Below are 23838 nucleotides of genomic sequence, written 5' to 3'. Positions count from 1 at the left end.
TGCGCACGGGATCTCCTCGGGTGGGGCCGGTGGTCAGGGCGTGCTGAGGGTGGTGGGGTGGGCCCGCTGGGCACGCTCGCGGCCGACCTCGCGGGCCCGGGTGCCGGCCACGCGGGCGAGAGCGGCGACCTGCCGGCGCTCCTTGGCCCGGAACGGGGTGCCGGCCCGGCCGGCCACCAGGGCCAGGTCGACCCCGGGGAGCGGGGCCCAGGCCACGTCGTCACCGCCGGTGGCGTCGGCCCCGCCGGCCCGGGCGCCGTGCACGAAGGCCGACAGCCAGGCCGTGGGCGGGGCCGGGCCCCAGGTGGCCCGCACCGCCCCGTCGCCCAGATCGACGACCGCCGACCACTCGGCGCCCAGCGTGCGGGACCCGTGGACCACCAGGGCCCGCAGCAGCTCGTCCATGGTGTCGGCGCCGCAGAGGATGGCCGCCGTCTCCAGGGCGTCGAGCCGGGGGTCGCGGCCGGTGGCGTCGGCCCGCTTCACGTCCTCGACGGTGACCCCGTCCACCTCCTGGATCTCGCCCACCAGCAGGTCGACCAGCGACTCCTGGGGCAGGCGGACGACCAGCTCGTCCACGGCCACGCCGTCGCCGGTCTCCAGGATGTCGATGCCGACCACGTCGCCCCGCACCGCCCCGATGCGGCTGGCCACCGCACCGAGGGCACCGGGCCGGTCGGGCAGCCACACTCGGACGACGTAGGTCTCCATGGGCCGGACCCTACGGAGGGCGTGTGAACCACGTGTTTCCGTCCCGGGAAGCCGCTGTTGCCGGCTCGCCATCATCTTGACCAGATGGTCAAGGCTGTACCGTGGGGCCGATGGACGACGCTGCCGACCGCCGGCTCACCGCCCGGGGCGAGGAGCGGCGGCGCCAGATCATCGAGGTGGCCACTCGCCTGTTCGCCGAGAAGGGCTACCACCCGACCTCGGTGGCCGACGTGGTCGACGCCGTGGGCGTGGGCAAGGGCGTCTTCTACTGGTACTTCTCGTCCAAGGAGGCCCTGCTCACCGAGATCCTGCGCGACGGGCAGCTGGCCCGGCGCCGCCACCAGCGCGACGCCATCGCCGGGATCGACGACCCGGTGGAGCAACTGGAGCGGGGCATCCGGGCCGGCATGGAGTGGATGGCCGAGCACCGCGACGTCATCACCCTCATCCGCTTCGCGGCCACCGAGGAGCGCTTCGCCCCCGGCATCCGCAAGGGCGAGGACGTGGCCGCCGACGACGCCGCCGTCGCCCTGCGCCGAGCCATCGCCGAGGGCCGCATCCCCGACGGCGACCCCGACCTGCTGGCCCGGGCCGTGGTCGGCGTGACCCAGCACCTGTGCGCGGCCCGCATCCACGCCGACCCCAGTGCCGACCCCCAGCCGGTCATCGACGCCGCCGTCCGCTTCTGCATCGGCGGCATCCTCGGCCTCCCCGCCCCCGCCGCCTGAACGACCGGCCGGCGAGCGGCGGTCAGCCCAGCTTGGTGAGGGCGCGCTTGAGGTTGCGGATGCCCTGGCCGATGCGCTGCTCGTTCTCGATGAGGGCGAAGCGGACGTGGCCCTCGCCGCCGGGGCCGAAGCCCACGCCGGGGGAGGTGGCCACGTGAGCCTCGCGGACCAGGAACGAGCAGAACTCGACCGAGCCCATCTCCCGGTAGGGCTCGGGGATGGGGGCCCAGGCGAACATGGTGCCCCGGGGCGGGTCCATCTCCCAGCCCACCCGGGCCAGGCCGTCGCACAGGGTGTCGCGCCGGCGCTGGTAGATCTCCTGCACCTCGCGAGGGTGGTCCTGGTCCTCGTTGAGGGTGACGGTGGCCGCGATCTGGATGGGCTGGAAGGCCCCGTAGTCCAGGTACGACTTGAGCTTCTGGAGGGCCGCCACCACCTCGGCGTTGCCCACCAGGTAGGCCATGCGCCACCCGGCCATGGAGAAGGACTTGGTCATCGAGTACAGCTCGACGGCCACCTCCTTGGCCCCCTCGGCCTGGAGGATGGACGGAGGCTGGAAGCCATCGAAGCCCAGCTCGGCGTAGGCGTTGTCGTGGACGACGAAGATCTCCTTCTCCCGGGCCAGGTCGACCAGGGCCTGGAAGAAGTCGAGGTCCACGCACGTCGTCGTCGGGTTGTGGGGGAACGACACCACCAGCACCCGGGGCCGGGGCCAGGCGCTGTCGATGGCCTCGGTGATCTCGCCGATCAGGTCCCGGTCGCCCCCGCCCATGGGGATGTACTGCACCCCGGCGCCGGCGAAGAGCGGGCCCCAGATGTGGATGGGGTACGAGGGTGACGGCACCAGGGCCGAGTCGCCGGGGCCCAGCAGCACCCACATCAGGTGGCTGAAGCCCTCCTTGGCCCCGATGGTGGCCAGGACCTCGCGCTCGGGGTCGAGGGCCACGCCGAAGCGGCGGATGTACAGGTCGGCCACCGCCTCCCGCAGCTTGGGCAGCCCCCGGCTGGAGGAGTAGCGGTGGTTGCGGGAGTTGCGGGCCGCCTCGGCCAGCTTCTCGACGGCGATCTCGGGCGACGGCAGGTCGGGGTTGCCGAACCCCAGGTCGATGACGTCCTCGCCCTCCCGCCGGGCCGCCACCTTCAGCCCGTCGATGATGGTGAACACGTACGGGGGCAGGTCCGAGATCCGACGGAACTCCATCGCGGCACCCTACTGCCGCCATGATCGGGGCCATGGACCAGATCGACGTGATCGTGGAGATCCCCCGCGGCAGCCGCAACAAGTACGAGCTCGACCACGCCACCGGCCGCATCAAGCTCGATCGGCGGCTGTTCTCGGCCACCGTCTACCCCGCCGAGTACGGGTTCGTGGACCGCACCCTGGGCGAGGACGGCGACCCCCTGGACGCCCTGGTGGTGCTGGACGAGCCCACCTTCCCGGGCTGCCTCATCCGGTGCCGGCCCGTGGGCGTGTTCTGGATGACCGACGACGCCGGGCCCGACGCCAAGATCATCTGCGTCGTGGCCGGCGACCCCCGGTGGGACCACGTGCAGGACATCGGCGACCTGCCCGACCACCTCACCAAGGAGATCGAGCACTTCTTCATGATCTACAAGGCCCTGGAGCCCGGGAAGTGGGCCGACACCCGCGGCTTCCAGGGCGCCGAGGAGGCCCGGGTCGAGATCGCCTCCAGCCTCCAGCGCGCCATCGACACCGGCTACCACACCTGACGGTCGACAGCCTCAGGTGCGGAGGGCGGCCAGGAGGGCGGCGCCGACGGCGCCGGCCCGCTCGCCCAGGCGGGCGGGCACGATGGGCACCCGGGGGCGGCGCTCGGCGCCCAAGAGGTGGCGGCGCACGGCGGCCCGGGTGCGGTCGAGGTACAGGTCGGCGTCCTCGGAGACACCGCCCCCCACCACCACGATCTCCGAGTCGAGGACGTTGACCAGGTTGGCCAGCCCGAGCCCCAGCCAGTCGGCGAAGGTGTCGAGGACCACCCTGGCCCCCACGTCACCGGCCCGGGCCGCGGCCACCACGTGCTCGCCCCGCACCGCCTCGACGTCGCCGCCGGCCTCGGCCACGAAGCCGGGCTCGGGCCCCACGGCGCCGGTGCGGACCGCCTCCCGGGCCAGCCAGCCCATGCCGGTGCCCGACGCGTAGCGCTCCCAGCACCCGCGCCGCCCGCAAGGGCACTCCGGCCCGTCCGGGTCGACGACCATGTGCCCGAACTCGCCGGCGAAGCCGTAGGCCCCCCGCAGGATCTCGCCCTTTATGGTCACGCCCCCGCCGATGCCGGTGCCCAGGGTGATGACCAGCGAGTGGTTCCGGCCCCGGGCCGCGCCCCGCTCGTGCTCGCCCCACGCCGCGCAGGTGGCGTCGTTGTCCACCACCACGGGCAGGCCCAGCCGCTCCCCCAGCTCGGCCGCCACCGGGATGCCGACCACGCCGGGCAGGTTGGGCCCGAAGCGGAAGGTGCCGGCCCGGTCCACCAGGCCCGGCGCCCCCAGGCCCACGGCCCGCACCTCCCGGCCCGTGGCCTGCACCTGGTCGCGCAGGGACGAGGCCAGGCCGGCCATGGCGTCGAGCACGGCCTCGGTGCCGGCCGGGGTGGGGACCCGTTCCTCGGCCACCGGCTCGGAGCCGTCGTAGCCCGGGTCGAGGGCCAGGCCGAGGAGCTTGGTCCCGCCGAGGTCGAGCCCCACGACCAGGGGCGCGCCGGGTGGGCCCCCGGTCGTGGGCTGGGTCACGACGGCCTAGTAGCGCAGCAGGGCGCCGATGCCCCCGTGCACGTCGAGATCGGCGTTGCCGACCACCATCTCCACCTTGGACCCCTGGCCCAGGGCATCGTCGATGGCCTCCTCGACCACGTCCTCCACGGGCCGGAGGGAGGCGTCGTCCTCCCGGTGGGGCCGCACGGCCAGCAGGGCGCCGGTGGCGTCGCACCTCCACCCCTCCTGGGCGAAGGTGTCGGACACCACCAGGTGCTCCACCCGGCGCTCGGCCAGGGCGGCCAGCGTGTCGACCAGGCCGGTGACGGCCCGGCCCCCGGCCCCGACGGCGTCGAGCAGGCGGGTCACCATGGCCTCCTCGCGGGACCGCTCCACCGCCTCCTCCATGGCCGCCACGGCCCGGGCGATGGCGTCCACGGGCGCCTGGGGGGTGACCGACAGGCGCGGGCAGAGCCGGTCCCGCAGGTAGGGGTGCAGGGCGGCCTCGACCTCGCCGGCCAGGTCGTCGGGGGCGCCGACGCACAGGTGCTCGAAGCCGTGCTCCTGGTAGATCGAGAAGGCCAGCGCCGCGGCCCGGCGCACGTGCTGGGAGGTGAGGGCCTCGACGTGGGCGGTGACGTCGCCCCGCTCCCGGTCGCCCCGGGTGTCGTAGTCGCGGGCCGACTCCCCCGTCGCCTCGGTGTGCTCGACCAGCTCGTCGAGCTCGAAGACGAACATGCGCACCCGCTGGCGGTCGACCAGCAGCACCCCGAAGCGGCGCTGCACCTCGGCGATGGCCTCCAGCTGGCCCAGGGCGGGCTGGTCGTTGACCACGACCCGGCTGCGCACCCGCACGGGCAGGGCCACCACCTCCCACAGGTCCTGCTCCGCGCACGAGAAGAGGGCCAGGCCCCGCACCCGCGAGCGGTCGAAGCCGGCCTTCACGTAGCTCTCGATGCGGGCCAGGTCCTGGTGGACCGACGCCGTGCCGTTGGCCCGGGCCCGGGCGGCCCGGAGGACGCCGTCGAGCTCCTGGTCGAGGTCGCGCTGGGTGACGAGGCGGCGCCCGTCGACGTCCAGGTAACAGGAGGTGACCGGCACACCCTCGGGCCGGAAGCCGGCCAGGGTGCGAAACGTCGCATCGGAGATGGTTGTCACGTAGCTCCTCCTCGTCGTGGGGGACGGGCGCGCCGGGGCTCGGCCCGAGTCGTCGAGCACGGCCCGTGAGGACCGGCACCCCGGCCGGTGGGCACGTCGCGGCCTGGCCGGTGGGGGCCATGGCTCAGCGAGGGCATGCCGTCCGCGTGCTCGATCACCGCACCTTAGGCAGCGCGAGCGCCCCCCGCTGCCGGATGGGCGCCCGGCGGGCGGATCAGCGGGCGGCGTAGCCGGCGGCGGCGGCCGCGGTGACCACCCCGACCCGGTCCGGCCCGGCGTCACGGGCCCAGGCCAGGGCCTCGGGCGACGCCGTGAGGACGATGGCCTGCACGGCCGAGGCCGGCCCGGCGATGGCCTCCAGCACCCGCACCACGTCGGTGGCGGCCAGGCCGGCGAAGGGCTCGTCGACCAGGAGGGGCGCCGGCCCGGGCCCGCCGGCGACGGCGGCCTCGCGCTGGGAGGCCATGCGGGCCAGGAGGCGCCAGGCCACGCTGTCGGCGTCGACGGGCGAGGGGGGCTCGTCGCCCCCGGCCCGCTCGGCCCGGATCTGCTCCAGGCTGGCGATCTCCATGCGGGCCAGGGCGATCCGGGCCTCGGCCCGGCCCAGGGCCCGATCGGCCTCGACGTCGGGATCGGCGCCCGAGCGGCCGCCGGCCGGCAGCAGGTGGGACACGGCCACGTCGAGGGCGGTCTGGGCGTCCCGGGCCTCGGCCTCGAGCTGCACCAGGTCGACGTCCACTCGGGAGGCGGGGATGTCGGGCGTCGAGCCGGGGGCGGGAGCGGGGGCCGGGCGGGCGGCGAGGGCCGCCTCGGTCTGGGCCAGCTCCTCCTCGGCCCGGGCCAGCTCGGCCCGGTCGTGGGCCAGGCGCTCGTCGGCCCCGGCCGCCGCCCCCAGGGCCTCCTCACCCTCGGCCACGGCGGCCCGGAGGTCGTCGCGGTGGCGGGCCAGGGCGGCCAGGGCCGCTCGGGCGCCGTCCTGGGCGTCCAGTCGGGCCAGCTCGTCCTCGATGCGGAGGCGGTCGGCGGCCAGGGCCGCAGCCTTGCGGGCCGCGTCCTCCTGGCGGGCCACCCAGGCCCGGCCCCGGACCTGTATTTCGCCGCGGTCCATGATCTCGGCCAGCGGGACGCCGACCTCGTCCAGGGCCATGCGCAGGTCCGGCAGGGGGTCGGTGGCGATGCGGTCCCGCAGGACCCCGGCCACGTCGTCGCCGGGATCCTCGCCCAGCAGGTCGGCGGCCCGGGCCCGCAGGGCGGCCAGGGTCTCGACCAGGCGACCCCGGGCCGCGGTGGCGTCCCACTCGGGGGCGGCAGCCACCGGCGGGGGGGTCGTCGCCGGGGCGGCGGCGCGGCGCTCGGCCTCGGCGATGGCCACGGCCTCGGCGGCCAGGTCGGCGTCAGCGGCGGCCACGGCCTCCTCGGCGGCCACCAGCTCCCGCCGGGCCTCCTCGGTGTCGAGCTGGGACGGCAGGCCCGAGGCCCGGCCCGAGACCATGAACTCCGTGTAGCTGGCGAAGCCCATGCGGGCCAGGATCTCCCGCTCGGCCAGCTGGGCCTCCTCCAGCCGGCGCCGGGCCTTGCCCACGCCGATGCGGCGCTCGCTGCCCTCCCAGGCGGCCAGCACCTCGGCGTGGGCGGCCTCCAGGGCCTCGACCTCGGACGGCTCCAGGGGCGACGCCCCGCTGGCCTCGGCCAGGGCCCGGCGGGCGGAGGCCAGGCGGTCGTGGGAGGCCCGGGCCCGGGCCTCCAGCTCGGGCGAGGGACCGGCCGCGGCCCGGCCGTTGGCCGAGGGCGGGGCGGGCGGCGCGGGCGGCGCCGGGGGGGCGATCTCGGGCGGCGGGGCGGCCTCGGCCTCGGCCACCAGGTCCCGCACCCGCTCCCACTCGACGGCCACCCGGGCCGCCTCCACCGCGGCGATGCCGCCGTGGGTCTCGCTGGCGGCCAGGGCGGCGACCACGCGATCGGTGGGCTGGGGGGCGAGGGCGGCCGCCTCGGCCACGATCTGGGCCCGGCGCTCGGCCAGGGCCCGGCGCTCGGCCTCGGTGGCGGCGGGGGCGGCGGCCAGGGCCAGGGCCTGGCGCTCCACGTCGGCCAGCTCGGCCCGCAGGGCCTCGACGTCGGCCACGGTGCGGGCGGTGGCGGCCCGGTGCCGGGCCTGGATCTCCTCGGCCTCGGCCACCGCCGCGGCCGCCGCGTCACGGGCGGCCCGGGCGGCCTGGAGGCGGGTCCCGGCCAGGCGGGCCACCTCGTCGTCGGCCCAGGCAGCGGCGGGCGGGCGGGGGGCCAGCTCGGGGGTGGCGGCCGAGGCGGCGGCATCGGCGGCCTGGTCGCGGGCGGCGCGCAGGGCGGCCACCGCCACCTCGCGGTCGCGCCAGCCGTCGCGCAGGCGGGTGGCGCGGGCGGTGCGGGCGTCGTCCCAGTCGCGGCGGGCCACGGCCAGGGCCGACTCGGCGTCGGCCAGGGCGTCGCGGGCCTGGGCCAGGGCGTCGTCGAGGGCGCGCTGGCGGCCGGCGGCCAGGGCCGCGGCCGGAGCCACCAGGTCCGAGCCGACCAGCGGGGTGGTGGGCACCAGGCCCGCGGCCCGCTCGGCCACGTCCTCCAGGGGGATCTCGGCGTCGCCCACCAGCACAGTGCCGCCCAGCCCGGCGGCGGCCAGCTCGGGACCGCTGATGCGGGCCCGGACGATGGCGTCGATGGCGGCCCGGACGGGGCCGGCGACCTCGGGGGCCAGGCCGTGGACCACCGTCAGCCGGGGGTGCAGGTCGATGCCCCAGATGCGGGGCGTCGACCCGGTGAGTCGAAGGATCCTCATCGTGCGCTCCTTAGGTGACCGGGATGCGTTGCACCCCGTCCCCGTCGTCGGGCCCCTCGTCCCGGCCGGGGCCGGTCCCTCCCGCCGCGCTGCGGGCCGCCCGGGTGGCGGCGCCGGTGGCGGCGCGCACGATCGATCCCATGCGTTCCACCATCTCGGGGTCGTCCACCAGGGCCTCCGCGGCGTCGAGGAGGGCGCGGGTGGCGTGGATCGCCTCCCGGGCCGCTGCTTGCAGGGCGTCCACCCCAGGGGGCGGCCGCTCCTCCTTCGATCGGTCCCCGGGCCGCCCTTCTTGAGGATCGGGGCCCTGATCGCCGGTGTCGCCCCCGCCGGGCGTGGCGCCGGTCACCGGCTGCCGGCCGCCGCGGCCCGGCGCTCGGCCCCGAAGGTCACGTGCAGGCACCCGTCCCGCAGGACCGCCCCGGCCACCGGCCGGCGGCGCAGCGAGTCGGGCAGGACGACGGCCCGCCGGTAGGGGCCCACGGCCACCAGCAGCTCGTCGTCGTGGCGGCCCAGGTCGATGTCGTCGCGGTCGGCGAAGGGCAGGTCGAGCTGGAGCTCGACGTCGTCGCCCCGGCCCACCACCCGCAGCGGCGCCCCGTCGTGCAGGCGGGCGGCCGGGTCGCTGTCGCCGTAGAGCACCTGGCCCAGGTCGGCCAGGCGGTCCAGGCCCACCACCTCCTCGTCGGCCAGGTCGGCCCGGAGCACCGGGAGGGGGGCGAAGCCCTCCTCGATGGCCGCCAGGTGCTGGGCGTGGAGAGCCTTCCAGCGGTCGAACCACGGGTCCGACACGGAGTCGGGCAGGAGGCGGTTGGCCACCACGGCGTCGATGCCGTAGCCGAACAGGGCCAGGTAGGTGGCGGTGCGGCGGGCCTCGGCGATGACCATCTTCTCGGGGTTGACCACCAGGCGGACGCTGGTCCGCTCGGTGTCGGCCAGCACCTCCTTGACCCCGTCGAGGCGGGCGTAGAAGCGCTCGGCCGAGCCGAACACCCGGTCGCCGGCCACCGGCAGCGACGTGACCCGGGACAGCACCGGGGCCAGCGCCCGGTGCAGGCGCCGGCTGGTGGGAAAGACGCGCTCCATGTACCACCGCAGCACGTCGGGGAGGGACAGGAGCCGGATGGTCTCGGCCGTGGGGGCGCAGTCGACCACGATGACGTCCCACTCGCCGCCCTCGGCGTAGGCCTTGATGTCGACCAGGCCGAAGATCTCCTCCAGCCCGGGCAGGAGGGCCAGCTCCTCGGCCTCGATCCCGCCCACACCGGCCCACTCGAACACGTCGACCAGCCACTCCTGGATGTCGGCCCAGGCCTCCTCCATGCGCTCCCGGGCGTCGAGCTGCTGGCCCCACAGGCTGCGGGTGACCTCGGTGGGCCGGGAGCCGAGGGGCACGTCCAGGGCATCGGCCAGGGAGTGGGCCGGGTCGGTGGAGAGCACGATGGTTCGGGCCCCGGCCGCCGCGCAGCGCACCGCGGTGGCCGCCGCCACCGTGGTCTTGCCCACCCCGCCCTTCCCGGTGAAGAGGAGGGTGCGGCCCGGCCGGGGGCCGGTCACCCGCTCGCCCCGCCCACCTCGACTCGGGCCTTCAGCTCGCGCAGCGCGGTGTGGGTGATCTTGGCCGCGGTCCGGCGCTTCACGAAGCCGGGCAGGGGCAGGACCAGCTCGGCCTCCAGCTCGTAGACCACCTCGGTGGTCCCGTCGTCGTGGCCCACCAGCTCGTAGTGGCCGTCGAGCTTGCGGGTGACGTCGCCCTCGGTCAGCCGCCAGGACAGGACGCCCTCGGCCGAGTGGTCGTAGGCCAGCGTGTACTGGGTGCTGTAGCCGAAGCCGGCGGCCCGGAAGCGGGCCTCGGCCACCCGCCCCTCGTCGTCGCGGGCCAGCACCTCGGCCTCCTTGAGGTCGCGGGCCCACTCGGGGTACCGCTCGATGTCGAGGATGACGGCCAGGACGTCCTCGACCGGCGCCTCGATCGTCATGTGCTCTCGGACCGAATCACCCATCGGTGGGAGCCTCCGTTCGCCGATCGTCCGGGTCGCATTCTGGCCCATCGGCCGCCGGCCGGGGCGGGAAGGTGCCGTGACGGGCTCCCCACAGGCCGGCCAGGCCCAGCGACCACACCGGGGCCAGCACCGAGAAGGCCACGAACGGGCGCACCAGGGTGACGGCCAGGGGCACGACGGTCTGCACCGCCACCGAGGCCAGCATGGTGGCCTGGACGGCCCGGGGGGCGCACCCGGACAGGAAGTAGAGGCCGCCCACCCCGATGGCCTCGGTCCGGCTGCGCTCGACGGCCAGGGCGAAGGCGGCCAGGAAGGCCAAGCTGCCCAGGACCAGCATGGCCAGGGCCGGCGCCGCGGACAGGAGGTAGTGGTCGCGGTCGCCGGTGACGGCGTTGGCCACCGCGGTGACGCACGAGACGGCGGTGCCGGCCCACGACAGGCGGACCAGCAGGCGGCCGTCGCCGGCGGGCCCGCGCCGCTCCCACGGCCGGGGGGCGGGCCCGGTCACGCCGCTCCCCCGCCCGGGCCCCGGGGCGGGCGGGGCAGCCGCACCCGGCCCCGGCCGTCGACCGCGGTACGGGCGACCAGGGTGAGCCGGCCGCCGGGGAGGTCACCGCCCCGGATGGTGGTCCGGGACCCGTCGGCCACCACGTCCCGGCCCGGGAGGGGCCGGCCCCAGCCCGACGCCGGCTCGGGCCGGGCCACGGGGGCGGAGGCCACGGGGGCCAGGGCCCCGGCCACGCACCAGGTGGGCACCACCGGCACCAGGGCCGCGGCCAGGTCCCGAGCGTCGACCGGGTCGAGGCCGTCCCAGGCCACGCCGGCCCGCAAGCCGGCCACGCCGGCGACGTCGCGCAGGCCGGCGCCGACCCAGCGGCGGGTGGCGGCCAGGCCGGCCCGCTCGACGGGCCCGGCGGGCTCGCCGGCGGCCACCACCCGGCCCCGGCGCAGCAGGGCGGCGGTGGCCCGGGAACGGGCCCCGGCGTCGCGCAGGCCGGCGGCCACGGCCCGCCAGTGCCCGGGTCCGGCCACCACCACGGTGGCCCCGGCCCGGCGGGCGGCCTCGGCCGGGTCGGTCCCCGGGTCGACCAGGGGGGCGCCGGCCCGGGCCGGCCACCAGCGGCCCAGGACGGCCGCCGCCCCGCGGCCGGGCCCGTCGTCGACCACCAGCACGGGTCCGGGTCCCTCGCCGTCGAAGGCCGGGGCCAGCCACCGGTCGACGGCCCGCAGGGCCCAGGTCACCTCGGCCCCGGTGGCCTGGCGACCGGGGAGGGCCACGGACGGATCGGCCGGGTCGAGGGCGGCCAGGAGGGCCTCGTAGCGGTCGGGGGCCTCGGCGTCGACCGCTCGGCCCCGGCGCCGGAGCCGGTCCACGTCGCAGGTGACGGGCCCGGCCGCGCCCTCGACCCGCAGCTCGTCGGCTCCCACCACGGCCACCGGCGACACCTCGTCGCCGGGGTCGAGGGCCAGGACGGCCCCGGTGGACAGCACGGCCAGCTCCCGCTCCAGCACCTGGTGGGGGGCCAGGCCGGTGCCCTCGACCACGGCCCGGCGACCCGGCGCCAGGCCGGCGTCGCGCAGGCCGAGGCCCAGGTGGCGGGCATCGTCGGCCACGGCCCGCCACGACGGGGCGCCGGGGCCGGGGGCTGCCGGGCGGTCGCCGTGGGCCCGGACGGCCCGGACCAGGGCCAGGGCCGGGGCGGGCGGGGGGACCACACGCCGATCCTGCCCGGCCGCCCGGCCGCCGTCGAACTCGGCGGCGACCGGGCCGGGTGGCCTCGGCGGGCCCTCGGGCCGGGCTAGGGGGTGGGGGCCAGGCGGATGGTGAGGGCCATGGCGTTGCCCACCGCGCTGGTGGGGGTGGCGGCCAGCCCGCCGACCGGCCCGGCGGCCACCGGGCCGGCGCTGTCGGCCAGCAGGTCGGCCACGTGGCCGGCCCCGGTGCCGATGAAGGAGCGGCGCTCGGTGACACCGGCCGGGGGCGCCAGGTCGGCGGTGGTGGCCGACTTGTCGGCCCAGAAGGACACGACCCACTCGCCCAGCACCGCCGTGGTGGTCGGCGTGCGGTAGCCGGTGGCCACCGCCGGGGCGGGGGTGACCACGGCCAGGCCCCGGTAGGCGGCGACCCCGACCGACGCCTTGGCCGCGGTGCCGAGCCGGACGGCCACGGCGCGGCCGGCGTCGCCGGCCGCCGCCACCTTGCCGAACACCGCCACCCGGGCCCCGGCGGTGCCGCCGGAGGCCACCACCGACCACCCCGAGGGCGGGGTCACGGTGGCCGTGCCGGCGGCGTTGGAGGCCACGGTCAGCAGGAGCTGGTCGCCGGGTTGGACGTCGGCCGGGACCGTGGCCTGGTGGGTCAGGGCCGTGGTCTGGGCGGTGGTGCCGCTGACGCCGACGAAGCCCTGGCCGGCCGGGACGGTGACGGTGACCTGCCGGGTGGCGGTGGCCGTCCGGCCCCGCCCGCCGGTGATCGTGAGGGTGATGGTGTAGGTGCCCGACTCGTCGTAGGAGTGGACGGCGGTCTCCCCGGTGGCCGTGCCCCCGTCACCGAAGGCCCAGGCGTAGGACTCGACGTCGCCGTCGGGGTCGTCGGAACCGGAGCCGTCGACCGAGCAGGCCCCCTGGTCGCACTGGGCGGTGAAGGCCGCGGTGGGCGGCAGGTCGGTGACGGTGACGGTGCGGGTGCCGATGGCGGTGGCCCCGTCGTCGTCGGTGATCGTGGCCGAGACGGTGTAGGTGCCGGGCTCGGCGAAGGTGTGGCTGGTGGTGGTGCCGGTGCCGGTCTGGCCGGGGGCGAAGGTCCAGCTCACGCCGGTGATCACGCCGTCGGCGTCGGTGGAGCCCGAGGCGTCGAAGTCGCAGCGCAGGCCGGTGCAGGAGGCGGCCACCGCGGCGGTGGGCGGCTGGTTGGACACCTGGCCCGGGCGGGCGAACAGCACGGTGCCGGTCCAGCTCAGGCCGTTGGCGTTGGCCGGGCTGACGGTGGTGCGGGTGGCCCCGTCGATGCCGCCGCCGGGCCGCCACGTGGCCCGGACCAGGGTGCCGGCCTGGCGGTCCACGTAGTACACGTGCGGGCCGGCCAGGACCATGCCGCCGACCTGGCTGTAGGACACGCCGCCGCCGGAGCCGGACACGTCGAAGCGCACCGCCCCCACCACCCGGTTCTCGGTGGAGAAGTACCGCATGTACAGGGTGGACGAGCCGCTCACGGTGTAGAAGAGCCGGCCGTCGTCGTAGACGGCGCCGTTCATGCGCTCCAGGTCGGAGGCGAAGGTGGTCATCCGCTGGAGGTTGACCGTGACCGGAGCGCCCAGGGTGGTCCCGTCGTAGGAGCGGGCCCGGAGGGTGCCGTCGGAGTGGGCGGTGTAGAGCACCCCGCCGGCCACGAAGGCGGCCCGGGCGCCGGAGAGGGCCGAGGCGTCGGCCACCGCCGCGGTGGGGGCGGCCAGGGTGGAGCCGTCGTAGCCGCGGGTGGTGATGCGGGCCGGGTTGCCACCGCCGGCCGGGGCGTACTGGTCGAGCTGGACGGGCAGGCCGGCCCGCTCGGGCTGGGGCACGGGCAGGCCGCCGGCCAGGGGGAAGAAGGCGATGCGGCCGTGGTAGTACCACCGGCCGATGCGGTCGGTGTCGCTGGCCACGTAGAGGCCGTCGGGGGTGGCCACCATCTGCCACACGGCCTGGCCCCGGTCTCGGCCCGGGTTCCAGGACAGCGGCAGGCCGTTGCTGGGGTCGAGGGCGGAGATGCCCTCGGTGCCCACGCCGCCCGGCCCGAGCGAGTCGGTGCCGTAGGGGTTGTTGGACCACCGGAAGTGGCCGCCGACGTACACCGCGGCCCCCGTGGCCTCGACCGAGTAGTGCGAGTCGCCACCGGAGTAGTTGATCCACTGGGGGGTGGCGCCGGCGGTGGTGGAGTCGGCCCACCGGCTCACGGCGTCGCACTGGCCGTTGAGGCCGGTGCCCTTGGCCCCGGTGGTGACGACGATGAAGTACGAGCCGTCGGGGCTGTAGGAGACGTCGCGCACGTAGTCGGTGAAGCTGGCGCAGTAGCCGGCGAAGGCGGTGGTGGACCAGGGCGAGAGGGTCACCGGCCCGTCGCCGTTGACGTCCAGCTTCACCACCTGGTTGCGGGGCTGGCCGCCCACGGTGGCGAAGTTGCCCACCACCACGACGTGCTGGCCGTCGGGCGAGGCCTCGATGCGCCAGATCTTGCCCTCGCCGCCGCGGTGGGTGCCGGCGAAGGGGACGTCCACGTCGTCGTCCACCGTCCCGGTCTGGGCGTCCAGGGCGGCGACGCGACGGGTGCGGCCCTGCACGTTGCCGAACACGCCGCCGATGTAGAGGCGGTCGCCGGAGAGGGCCATGGCGGTGACCACGGCGTTGACCCCGGACTTGAAGGGCAGGGGGCGGCCGTCGGCGATGGAGATGCGGGCCACCTTGAGCTGGGACAGCCCGTCGACCCGGTTGAAGCGGCCGCCGACGTAGACCGACTGGCCGTCGGGGGCGGCCACCACGCTGAACACCTCGTTGTCGAGCTGGGGGGCCCAGTCGCGGCGGATCCGGCCGGTGCTGCGGTCGAAGGCCAGGAGGTAGGACCGGTTGACGGGCGTGCCGTCGGGGTCGGTCGAGGCGGTGAAGTTGCCGCCCAGGACCACGGTGTCGCCGGCCACGGCCACCGTCTTCACGTCACCGTTGGTGACGTGGGGGGTGGTGTTGGCCGGGAGGGGGTTGACCAGGGTGGGGTGGGCCGGCCCGGAGGCGGCCACCGGCTGGGGGCGCTCGACCCCGGCCAGCCCGAGGCCGCCCAGGAGGAGGGCCCCCACCACCAGCAGGCGGGGAGCGGTGAGACGGCGGCGCGTGGTCCGACGGGGGGGGTCGGCCGGCGCGGAGGTCGTCTGGCCCATGGGTCTCTCTCCCTCTCCGACGACACGGAACGTCGTCGTGATGATTCTCTACGTGACTATGAGTGGTGGACGGCGGCAATCTACCACGCAGCGCGGTCAAATGCCAGAGGCAACCACGCTCCGTCACTGTGGCGGCGCCCGCCGTCAGCGCAGCCTGTCGGCCGTGGGCAGGGCGTCCTGGAGGGATCGGGCCAGGCGGTCGTAGGAGAACTCGGCCTCGGCCCGGGCCCGGGCGGCCCGGCCCTCGGCCTCGGCCCGGGCCGGGTCGTCCAGGTAGGCGGCCAGGGCCCGGGCCACTGCCCCGGGGTCGGTGGGGTCGGCCACCACGGTGCCCGTCACCCCGTCGGCCACCGCCTCGGCCGCTCCCCCGCTGGCCCCCGCCACCTGGGGCACGCCGCAGGCCGCGGCCTCCAGGAACACGATGCCGAACCCCTCCTGCTCCAGCCCCGCCCACCGGTCGCGGCACAGCACGGCGAAGACGTCGCCCATGCCGCACAGGGCCGGCTTGTCCTCCTCGGCGAAGCGGCCGAGGAGGGTCACCGGGGCGCCGGTACGGCGGATGTGGCGAGTCAGGCGGGCCTCGTCCCGGCCCCCGCCCCCGATCACCACCCGCAGGCGGGGGCGGTCGGGGGCCAGCCGGGCGGCGGCGTCGATGAGCACGTCCATTCCCTTGCGGGGCACCAGGCGGCTGACCGACACCACCAGCTCGGCGTCGGCCGGCACCCCCCAGCGGGCCCGGGCCGCGGCCCGCTCGGCCTCGGCCAGCGGGGTGAAGCGCTCGGTGTCGACCCCGGGCGGCACCACCACCACCGGCAGCCCCTGGCGGGCGGCCCGCTCGGCCTCGTCCGCCGGGTAGCCGCCGGCCGCCACCACCAACCGGGCCCCCCGCAGCACGCGGGCCAGGGCCGGGCGGGTGGGCGGCATCCGCCCCGGCACCGTCACCTCGGCCCCGTGGAGGACCACGCCGTAGGGCCGCTCCAGGCGGGGGCCGAGATGGCCGAGGGGCAGGGCCGGGTCGAGCAGGACCAGCTCGGCGTCGACCTCGACGGCCAGCCGGTCGATGCGGGCGGCCAGCGACCGGGTGGGCAGCAGCACCCGCTCGGGCGTGCGCTCGATGCGGAAGCCCTGGGCCGCGTCCCAGGCCGGCGCGTCGGGGTGGGCGGCGGTCAGCACCGCCGTGTCTCCCGCCGGCAGGCGGCGCCACAGTTCCCACAGGTACTGCTGGATCCCGCCGTGCTTGGGTGGGAAGTCGTTGGTGACCAGCAGGTGCCTCACCGGCGGACCTCCGGGGCCGGCGCCGCCAGCTCGGCCCGCACCTCGGGGCCCCGGTCCGGGCCCAGGGCCGCCAGCAGGTCGTCCCGGCCCAGGCGGCGGGCGGCCCAGGCGGCGTGGGCGGCCAGCAGGTCGTCGGGGCCGGCCAGGACCCGCTCCAGGGCCGCCGCCACCTCCGGGTCGTCGGGATCGGCCACGTTGCCCAGGGCCACCAGGGCGTTGCGGCGCAGGTGACGGGGGTCGCGCTCGGCGATGTACCACCGGCCGTGGCGGGCCAGCAGCGTGTCGTCGTCGAGGGCCAGCAGGTCGAGGAGGCCGACCCACGGCCCCTCGCCCCGGTCCCGGGACGCAGGCTCGGGGACCGGGGCTCCATCGCTTCGGTGGCGGCGCAGCTCCACCCGGTTGGGCGGGCACACGTCCTGGCAGTCGTCGCAGCCGTAGATGCGGTCGCCGAGGGGCGCCCGCAGCTCGCGGGGCACGGCCCCGGGGGCCTGCACCACCCAGGCCAGGCAGCGGCGGGCGTCGACCACCCCGGGGGCGACGATGGCCCCGGTGGGGCAGTCGGCCAGACAGCGGGTGCAGCCGCCGCAGCCGTCGGGCTCGGGCCCCTCGGCGGTGGGGGCCAGCGGGGCGTCGGTGACCACGGCCCCCAGGACGAACCAGCTCCCGGCCCCCGGGAGGAGGAGCAGGCTGCTCTTGCCGTACCAGCCCAAGCCGGCCCGGTGGGCCACGGCCCGGTCGACCAGGTCGTTGCGGTCCACCACCACCACCGCCTTCCAGCCGTCATCCCGCAGGACACCGGCCACCGCCTCCAGGGCGGCGGCCAGGGCGGCGTAGTGGTCGCTCCAGGCGTACCGGGCCACCCGCCCGTGGGGGCCGGGACCGGTGGGCGCCGCCGGGGGGCCGCCGCCGTAGGCCCGGGCCCCGGCCACCAGGGCCCGGGCGCTGGGCAGCACGGCCCGCGGGTCGGTGGAGCGCGCCGGGTTGCGGTAGGTGAAGGCCATGCCCCCGTGGAGGCCGGCGGCCCGCCGCTCCTCCAGGACCCGCCGGGTGTCGGTGAAGGGCTCGGCGGTGGCGATGCCGGCCGCGTCGAGGCCGGCGGCCCGGCCCGCGGCCAGGGCCTGGTCGCCCAGCGCGGCACGCGCCGGGCGGGGCGGGGCGGGGGGCGCGGGGGCGGGGCGGGCGGCGGCCATGGGGCCTCCATGGTGCGTGGCCGGGGGCCCCGCTGTCACACCCCCTGGCCATGATCGCCTCGTGGACCGATCCGAACCCCTCCGCATCAGCTGCGCCGACTGCGCCCTCGAGCACACGCCGGCCTGCGCCGACTGCGTCGTCACCTTCATCTGCACCCGCGAGCCCGACGACGCCGTGGTGGTCGACGTGGCGGAGCTGCGGGCCCTCCGGGCCCTGGGCGACGGCGGCCTGGTACCGGGCCTGCGCCACTCGACCACGGCCGCCACCGGCCCCTGAGAGCCCGGCGGCCAGCCGCTACCGTCGGCCGTCCGTCCACCGCGGAGGCGCCGTGCCCACCCCCCACATCTCCGCCGCCCCGGGCGACGTGGCACCGGTCTGCCTCATGCCCGGCGACCCCCGCCGAGCCCGCCACATCGCCGAGACCCTGCTCGACGACGCCCGCCTGGTCACCGACGTGCGCAACATGGAGGGCTTCACCGGCACCCACCAGGGCCAGCCGGTGTCGGTGGTGGCCCACGGCATGGGCATCCCCTCGGTCTCCGTCTACGCCACCGAGCTGGTGCGCCAGTACGGCGTCGAGCGCCTCATCCGGGTCGGGTCCTGCGGCTCGCTGCGCCCCGACCTGCCCCTGCGCAGCGTGGTGGTGGCCCTGGGGGCCTCGACCGACTCCAACGTCAACCGCATCCGCTCCGGCGGCCTGGACCTGGCCGCGGTGGCCGACTTCGGGTTGGCCCGGGCCGCGGTCGACGCCGCCGAGGCGGCCGGCGTGCCGGTGCGGGTCGGCCCCGTGTTCACCTCCGACCTGTTCTACGCCCCCGACCTGGGGGTCAACGACCGGACCTCGGCCCTGGGGGCCCTGGCCGTGGACATGGAGACCGCCGGGCTGTACGGCGTGGCCGCCGAGACCGGGGCCCGGGCCCTGGCCCTGCTCACCGTGTCGGACCACCTCCCCACCGGGGAGCGCCTCTCGATCCAGGAGCGCGAGACCGGCTTCGAGGCCATGGCCCGCCTGGCCCTGGCCGTGGCCGTCGCCCCCTGAGGCCGGTCCCGCCGACGCGTCTGGTGGGGGCGGCCGGGATCGAACCGACGACCTTCCGGGTGTAAACCGGACGCTCTGGCCAACTGAGCTACGCCCCCGGCCGGGCACCGGCGGTGCGGTGCGGAGGCCGCGAACGCTACCCGGTCCGCTCCCGGGCCAGCCGCTGGGCCACGTGGTCGGCCTCGCTCGTGCCCCGGGCCCGGGCCAGGGCCACGAAGGCGCAGGCCGTCTCGTGCTGGAGCTCGGGCAGCGCCCCGGCCGGGAACCACCGTACGGTCTCGATCTCGGGGCTGGAGGGGTGGGCGTCGTCGGGGGCCACCCCGGGCGCCAGCCGGGCCCGGTAGATCACGTCGACCCGCTGGGGGTCCGGTTCGACCACCACGGCCGGCTCGCCCACCAGCACCACGTCCACGCCCACCTCCTCCCGCACCTCGCGGACGGCGGCCTCGGCCGTGGCCTCGCCCCGCTCCAGCAGGCCGCCGGGGACGCCCCAGCGCCGCCGGTAGGAGTGCTGCACGAGGAGCAGGGCGCCGTCGTCGCGCTCGACGAAGCACATGGACCCGACCGTGTACGACGGGGCGATGGTGCGCACCACCCGCCGCCGGGCCGACGTCGGCAGCCGCCGGAACACCCGGAGGAGGGTGCGGTGGAGCCCGGGGTGCATCAGCGCAGCCTACGGCCCCCCCACCAGGCCCGACGCACCGTTGCTCACCTCAAGGGGCGAGGCGGGGCAGGGGGCCGGCCCGGCGGTAGCGATCGGCCAGCTCGTGGGCCAGCTCGGCGGTGGCCGCCGCCACCACGGGGCGGCGGACGGGGGCCCCCAGATCGTGGAGGGGACGTTCGTCGAGGGCCAGGACGGTGGCCCCGGCCTCGGCGCACAGCAGGGCGGCACCCAGGTAGTCCCAGGGGGCCAGGCCGTCGCCGCTGCAGTCCACGAAGGCGTCGAGGCGCCCGGAGGCCACGGCCCCCAGGTCGAGGGCGGCGGCGCCCAGGGCCCGGCACTGGGCCCAGCCCAGGTGGCGGGCCGGCAGCCCGTTGAGGCCCACGATGGCGGCGGAGAGGTCCGTGCACCCGCTGGCGGCCAGGGGCGCGCCGTCCGCCTCGCCCCCCCGGCCCCGGATGGCGGTGGCCCGGGTGCCGTGCACCAGGTCGTCGACCAGGGCCACCCGGGGACCCCGGTCGTCGATGGCGCACAGGCTGGTGGCCCACCACGACACCCCCCGAGAGGCGTTGGTGCTGCCGTCCACGGGGTCGATGACCACGGTGAGGTCGGTGTCGGCCCCGGTGCGGCCGCTCTCCTCGCTGAACACGGACAGGCCGGCGGCGGACAGCACCCCGATGGCGGCCTCGTCGGCGGCCAGGTCGCTCAGGTGCTGGCCCGGGCGGGTGCCCGCCTCGCCCCAGTCGGGGGTGGCGGCGAGGGCGGCGGCGACGGCGGCCGCCGCCTCGCCCAGCACGGCGAGGATCTCGTCGTCGGTCACGCCGGGCACGGTAGCGTCGCCACCGGGCGAGGCTTCCGGGCCCGTCACGCCGCATGGCAGGCTGGCCGCCGCCCGATCCCCCGAAAGGAACGCAGTGGCCGTCATCGACGTCGCCGGCTTCGTGGCCGAGCAGAAGGAGCACGCCATCGCGCACGGCTTCCACGTGCACGACGAGCGGCACTTCGTCGAGACGTACTCGCTGCGCCAGGCCTGGGAGGTCGACCTCCACCCCGAGGAGGCCTGCGGCGGCCCCCTCGACATCCACCTGGCCCTGGAGATCGACCCCCGGGTCCTGCTGTCGTTCGAGGACCTGGTGCTGGAGATGGAGGAGGGCGCGGATCCACCGGACCTGCACCGCTTCCCGCTGCACTTCTCGTGGTCGTTGCCCCCGCTGGCCCTCTCGCCCGACCTGCTGGTGCTGGCCACCGACCTGGCCGGCGTGGGGGGCACCGAGCTGCCGCTGGAGGTCTCGGCCATCGACTCCTTCGCCTCGGTCACCGATGCCGCCGACCGCAGCATCGGCATCGTGGGCCGGGTCGAGGTCTCCCTCTCCGAGGTCTACGTGGGCGAGCGCGAGTTGCTGTGCACCGAGCTCGACCGGGCCATGGACGTCAGCCGCTGGCTCCTGGAGCGCAGCGAGGGCTGGCTCGGCGCCGACGACTGACGGGCCGCCGCCCGGTTGGCGGGCGCCCGGTTCAATGGCGCACGGCCCGCCGGCGCCCGCCGACGCTCGACCAGGCCCACCAGCCGGTCGGGCAGGCCGGTGAGGAGCACCACCACCAGGATCAGGTTCTCCCAGAAGAAGATGCGCATGGCGAACAGCGTCACCACGTGGAAGGGCACGATCACCGCCAGCCACACCAGTCGGAACCGGTCCGACCGCAGGGTCAGCAGGCTGAGGCTCTCGAAGCAGGTGGTGAGGGCCATGCCGGCCACCGCCAGCCCCAGCAGCCACCGGTGCTCCAGCACCAGCAGCCCGTCGTCGAAGGGGTAGCGGCCGTACTCCAGCGACCGGCTGACCAGCCAGGTCTCCACCGACGCGCCGGTCACCAGCGACAGGCCGCCGTCGACCAGCCGGCGCAGGCCGATCATGGTGTAGGCGGTGGTGATCACCAGGGTCGAGAGGACCAGGGGGGCCCGGTGGAGCCACGGCGAGCGCCGGTCCGGTGCCGGGCGGCGGGCCACCGACCAGGCATCCGCGGCCGGGAACACGGCCAGGATGCCCGCTGCGTACAGCACCGCGGTCTGGGCGTGGTTGGTGAAGCCCCCGACGCTCTTCATGGCCCCGTCCAGCACGAACAGCACGGCCACGGTGGGCAGCGCCACCACCGGGAAGGGCCGGACGCCGGCCACGGCCAGGGTGCAGCCGACCAGGGCCACCACCTGCAGCACCTGGAGCAGGTTGGGCCGGGCCAGCAGCTCCTCCAGGGGCAGGGCCCGCAGCAGCCCGGGCGGCTGGACCAGCTCGGGGGGGATGGTGGCGAACTGCCGGACCCGGAGCTGGGCCACGGTCACGAACCAGATGCCGAACACGGTGACCCGCAGGACGGCCAGGTGGGGGGCGCGGGCCCGGGCGTGGATCACGGCCCCGTCCCCGCCGGATCGACGGGGATGTCCAGGAGCACCTGGCAGTCGGCGGGGTCGTCCCGCGTCGGCTCCTGCACCACGCAGCGTCGGGCCGTCACCACCTCGACGTCGTCGCGCCCCAGCTCGGCCACCACGGCCCGCACCGCCCGGGTGACGACCGCCTCGGCCTCGGCATCGCCGCCCGAGGCCCGCACCGCGTAGGGCTGCAGGCCGCTGAGGTAGGCGCGCACCGCGGTGGTGGGCACCGCGTCGGCCAGCGGCAGGGGCCCCAGGTCGCGGCGCCCGGACCGCATCCGCAGCTCGAGGTAGCCGGAGGCCTCGACCGGCTCGGTGTACATGTCCCAGGGCTCGAAGGGATAGAGGTCGACGTGGCGGAGGTGCTGGCCGGCCAGCACGGCCACCACCAGGGCCACCACCGCGGCGACGCGCCAGCGTCCGATGCCGGCGGCCACCTCACGGATCGGCAGCCAGCGGGCCCCGGCCCAGGCCAGCAGGGCGACCAGCGCGGCCAGCTCCAGGGCGCTGCCGGCCACCGTCTCGACCGGGCCGTCGGTGGCCACCCGGGCCAGCCACGCGGCCACGGCCACGGCGGCGGCCACGCCCAGCAGGGTTCGGGGGGGCGACACCTGCCCGTCCCCGCCGACCGCCGGGGACGGCACCGGCAGATCGGTGTCGGCCGGGCCCATCGACGGCCACGGTACTCCCCCCGCCCGCCGGCACCGGCAACTGCGTGGGCCCGGTGGGGATCGAACCCACGACCGAGGGATTATGAGTCCCCTGCTCTGACCACTGAGCTACAGGCCCGTCGCCGCCAGGGGCGACGGGCCACCGTAACCCGGCTCCGCCGAGGGCCGGCCGTTGGCTCCGGGGCGGGGCTCGAACCGCGACCCGGGCGCTGTCCAGGAGTCCGTGGTCCGGGTCGAGATGGTGTCGTACTATGCTATGAGCGCGGTGGTAGGTCGGCACCGGACCGGGGGGCGTCATGGGCGAGATCGGTGGAGGGGGGTGCGTCGAGCGGGGCGTCGCTCCGCGCCGCCGCCGGGCCCGGGCGACTCTCCTGGTCGCCGCCCTCGCCCTCGTGGCCCCGCTGTCTGCCTGCGATGCCGGCCTGCTCAACGTCCTGGTCGACAGCTACGTCGATGGCGCCGACGCCAACGAACTGAACGGGGGCGACAACGTCACCAGCATCGCCCTCGGCGACGACCGCTCCCTGCTGCTGATCAACGATCCCTTCGTCGGCCCGGTGAACCCCGACGGCACCCGCCAGAGCGGCTACCTCGTCAACAACGCCCTGGTGGTCTTCGACCACGAGACCGGGGGCACCCAGACGCTGCTCGGCCCCAACCGCACGGCCCGGTTCAAGCCTGCGAGCTCCAACCACTATTACTGGCTGTCCCACGGCGTGAGGGAGGGCACCACCATCCACCTGCTGCTCCAAGAGCGGGTGGCCTCCACCTGGGAGATCGTGGCCAACGCGGTGATCTCGCTCTCGTTGCCCACCTTCACCCAGACCGGCTCGACGGTCACCCTGCCCGCCTCGGACGGCAAGCCAGCGTGGGGCACCACCATCCTCACCATCGGCAGTCACCACTACCTGTACGGCCTCCAGCCCCAGGACGTGTACACCCTGCGCACGGTGGTGGCCCGGGTTCCCACCGGCTCGTTGCGGACGTTGTCGTCGTGGCGGTACTGGACCGGCACCGGTTGGTCGACGTCCCAGTCCTCCGCCGTGCCCCTCATCGATGAGCACGGCGCGCCGCTGCCCTTCCTGGTGTCGTCGATGGTGGTCGATGGCGGCCTGGTGACCGTGGGGTCCGGCACCGTCTTCTCCGACCGCTTCATCTGGGCGGCCAGCGACGGGCCTGTCGACCCCTACACGGTCGGCGCCACGGCCTACGCCCCACCCGAGGCCCACAGCGCCTGCGGCGTCGGGGCGACCGAGGTCGTCTACGGCGCCGTGCCCCACGTCGCGTCCCCGGCCGACGCCAGCCTGTGGAGCTACGGGCGGAACTGCTGGGCCATCCCGCCGGACACCCCGAGCGCCCAGGTCGAGGACTACCAGCCCCAGTTCATCAACCTCGACCTGGGCGACGCCCCCGATCCCTGCCCGGCGCCGACCTCGACGGTGAGCGACAAGCTGATCAAGGCCGCCTACGCCGACTTCCTGAGCATCACGCCCTTACCCGCCGACCTCACCTACTGGCGCAACCACATCGCCACCACCGGCTACTGCGACACCCCCC

At 76.5% G+C, this 23838-nt stretch carries 23 protein-coding genes and 2 tRNA genes; 6 read left to right on the top strand and 19 right to left on the bottom strand.

Annotated elements, in window-relative coordinates; translation table 11 throughout:
- Window positions 1-33: 33 nt before the first annotated feature.
- The gene (locus VEW93_08405) at window positions 34-711 is read right to left on the bottom strand and encodes an ACT domain-containing protein (protein HYI61809.1); all 678 of its coding nucleotides are present in this window, start codon (window positions 709-711) and stop codon (window positions 34-36) included.
- A gap of 110 nt (window positions 712-821) precedes the next feature.
- Between VEW93_08405 and VEW93_08400 the strand changes: the two genes are divergently transcribed.
- Window positions 822-1439, top strand: a complete 618-nt coding sequence (locus tag VEW93_08400) for a TetR/AcrR family transcriptional regulator (GenBank protein ID HYI61808.1) — start codon at window positions 822-824, stop codon at window positions 1437-1439.
- Window positions 1440-1461: 22 nt separating this feature from the next.
- On the opposite strand, the gene VEW93_08395 is transcribed toward VEW93_08400, so the two are convergent.
- A complete protein-coding gene (locus VEW93_08395) occupies window positions 1462-2640 on the bottom strand; it encodes an aminotransferase class I/II-fold pyridoxal phosphate-dependent enzyme (protein HYI61807.1) in 1179 nt (392 codons plus the stop codon).
- 32 nt (window positions 2641-2672) lie between these two features.
- On the opposite strand from VEW93_08395, the gene VEW93_08390 reads away from it, so the two are divergent.
- Window positions 2673-3170: an inorganic diphosphatase gene (locus VEW93_08390; GenBank protein HYI61806.1), complete on the top strand. Its 498-nt coding sequence runs from the start codon at window positions 2673-2675 to the stop codon at window positions 3168-3170.
- 12 nt (window positions 3171-3182) lie between these two features.
- Here the strand turns inward: VEW93_08390 and VEW93_08385 are convergent, their stop codons facing one another.
- The 11 genes from VEW93_08385 to queG all read right to left on the bottom strand — a co-directional run bounded on the left by VEW93_08385 (window position 3183) and on the right by queG (window position 17487).
- Complete coding sequence (locus tag VEW93_08385) at window positions 3183-4187, bottom strand: ROK family protein (GenBank protein ID HYI61805.1); 1005 nt, start codon at window positions 4185-4187, stop codon at window positions 3183-3185.
- 6 nt (window positions 4188-4193) lie between these two features.
- Complete coding sequence (locus VEW93_08380) at window positions 4194-5306, bottom strand: hypothetical protein (GenBank protein ID HYI61804.1); 1113 nt, start codon at window positions 5304-5306, stop codon at window positions 4194-4196.
- A gap of 214 nt (window positions 5307-5520) precedes the next feature.
- Window positions 5521-8115: a hypothetical protein gene (locus VEW93_08375; protein ID HYI61803.1), complete on the bottom strand. Its 2595-nt coding sequence runs from the start codon at window positions 8113-8115 to the stop codon at window positions 5521-5523.
- Window positions 8116-8125: 10 nt separating this feature from the next.
- Window positions 8126-8359: a hypothetical protein gene (locus VEW93_08370; GenBank protein HYI61802.1), complete on the bottom strand. Its 234-nt coding sequence runs from the start codon at window positions 8357-8359 to the stop codon at window positions 8126-8128.
- 101 nt (window positions 8360-8460) lie between these two features.
- Entirely contained in the window at window positions 8461-9672 is a 1212-nt protein-coding gene (locus VEW93_08365; protein HYI61801.1) for a TRC40/GET3/ArsA family transport-energizing ATPase, read from the bottom strand.
- Entirely contained in the window at window positions 9669-10118 is a 450-nt protein-coding gene (locus VEW93_08360; protein ID HYI61800.1) for an SRPBCC family protein, read from the bottom strand. The genes VEW93_08365 and VEW93_08360 overlap by 4 nt, the downstream gene beginning before the upstream one ends.
- Entirely contained in the window at window positions 10111-10626 is a 516-nt protein-coding gene (locus VEW93_08355; protein ID HYI61799.1) for a hypothetical protein, read from the bottom strand. The genes VEW93_08360 and VEW93_08355 overlap by 8 nt, the downstream gene beginning before the upstream one ends.
- The gene (locus VEW93_08350) at window positions 10623-11834 is read right to left on the bottom strand and encodes a hypothetical protein (protein HYI61798.1); all 1212 of its coding nucleotides are present in this window, start codon (window positions 11832-11834) and stop codon (window positions 10623-10625) included. Before VEW93_08350 ends, VEW93_08355 begins: the two co-directional genes overlap by 4 nt.
- An 83-nt stretch (window positions 11835-11917) precedes the next feature.
- A complete protein-coding gene (locus tag VEW93_08345) occupies window positions 11918-15022 on the bottom strand; it encodes a PKD domain-containing protein (GenBank protein ID HYI61797.1) in 3105 nt (1034 codons plus the stop codon).
- 144 nt (window positions 15023-15166) lie between these two features.
- Window positions 15167-16297, bottom strand: a complete 1131-nt coding sequence (locus VEW93_08340) for a glycosyltransferase family 4 protein (protein ID HYI61796.1) — start codon at window positions 16295-16297, stop codon at window positions 15167-15169.
- Window positions 16294-17487 (bottom strand): tRNA epoxyqueuosine(34) reductase QueG, encoded by a 1194-nt coding sequence (queG, locus tag VEW93_08335; protein HYI61795.1) that lies wholly within the window; start codon window positions 17485-17487, stop codon window positions 16294-16296. Before queG ends, VEW93_08340 begins: the two co-directional genes overlap by 4 nt.
- A 61-nt stretch (window positions 17488-17548) precedes the next feature.
- On the opposite strand from queG, the gene VEW93_08330 reads away from it, so the two are divergent.
- The gene (locus tag VEW93_08330; protein ID HYI61794.1) at window positions 17549-17764 is read left to right on the top strand and encodes a hypothetical protein; all 216 of its coding nucleotides are present in this window, start codon (window positions 17549-17551) and stop codon (window positions 17762-17764) included.
- 52 nt (window positions 17765-17816) lie between these two features.
- The gene (gene deoD / locus VEW93_08325) at window positions 17817-18527 is read left to right on the top strand and encodes a purine-nucleoside phosphorylase (GenBank protein HYI61793.1); all 711 of its coding nucleotides are present in this window, start codon (window positions 17817-17819) and stop codon (window positions 18525-18527) included.
- A gap of 21 nt (window positions 18528-18548) precedes the next feature.
- Here deoD and VEW93_08320 read toward each other — a convergent pair.
- The 3 genes from VEW93_08320 to VEW93_08310 all read right to left on the bottom strand — a co-directional run bounded on the left by VEW93_08320 (window position 18549) and on the right by VEW93_08310 (window position 20008).
- Window positions 18549-18625 (bottom strand) — tRNA-Val (locus VEW93_08320).
- Window positions 18626-18663: 38 nt separating this feature from the next.
- Window positions 18664-19191, bottom strand: coding sequence for an NUDIX domain-containing protein (locus VEW93_08315; GenBank protein HYI61792.1), 528 nt, complete (start codon window positions 19189-19191; stop codon window positions 18664-18666).
- Between the two features lie 49 nt (window positions 19192-19240).
- Window positions 19241-20008 (bottom strand): inositol monophosphatase family protein, encoded by a 768-nt coding sequence (locus VEW93_08310; protein HYI61791.1) that lies wholly within the window; start codon window positions 20006-20008, stop codon window positions 19241-19243.
- A 94-nt stretch (window positions 20009-20102) separates the two neighbouring features.
- Here VEW93_08310 and VEW93_08305 point away from each other — a divergent pair, with 94 nt between their 5' ends.
- Window positions 20103-20672, top strand: coding sequence for a hypothetical protein (locus tag VEW93_08305; GenBank protein HYI61790.1), 570 nt, complete (start codon window positions 20103-20105; stop codon window positions 20670-20672).
- Here the strand turns inward: VEW93_08305 and VEW93_08300 are convergent.
- From VEW93_08300 to VEW93_08290, 3 genes are all read right to left on the bottom strand, one after another.
- Window positions 20567-21592 (bottom strand): hypothetical protein, encoded by a 1026-nt coding sequence (locus VEW93_08300; protein HYI61789.1) that lies wholly within the window; start codon window positions 21590-21592, stop codon window positions 20567-20569. The two genes, VEW93_08305 and VEW93_08300, sit on opposite strands and share 106 nt — an antisense overlap.
- Window positions 21589-22281 (bottom strand): hypothetical protein, encoded by a 693-nt coding sequence (locus VEW93_08295; GenBank protein HYI61788.1) that lies wholly within the window; start codon window positions 22279-22281, stop codon window positions 21589-21591. The genes VEW93_08300 and VEW93_08295 overlap by 4 nt, the downstream gene beginning before the upstream one ends.
- Before the next feature lie 45 nt (window positions 22282-22326).
- A tRNA-Ile gene (locus tag VEW93_08290) sits at window positions 22327-22399 on the bottom strand.
- Window positions 22400-22577: 178 nt separating this feature from the next.
- Here VEW93_08290 and VEW93_08285 point away from each other — a divergent pair.
- Window positions 22578-23838, top strand: a 1261-nt coding sequence (locus tag VEW93_08285; protein HYI61787.1) for a hypothetical protein, incomplete at its 3' end; no start/stop codon positions are given.

The organism is Acidimicrobiales bacterium (genome assembly GCA_035630295.1).
In the GTDB taxonomy this organism is placed as follows: Bacteria; Actinomycetota; Acidimicrobiia; order Acidimicrobiales; family Iamiaceae; genus Iamia.
This window is presented reverse-complemented; position numbering and strand designations above follow the sequence as displayed.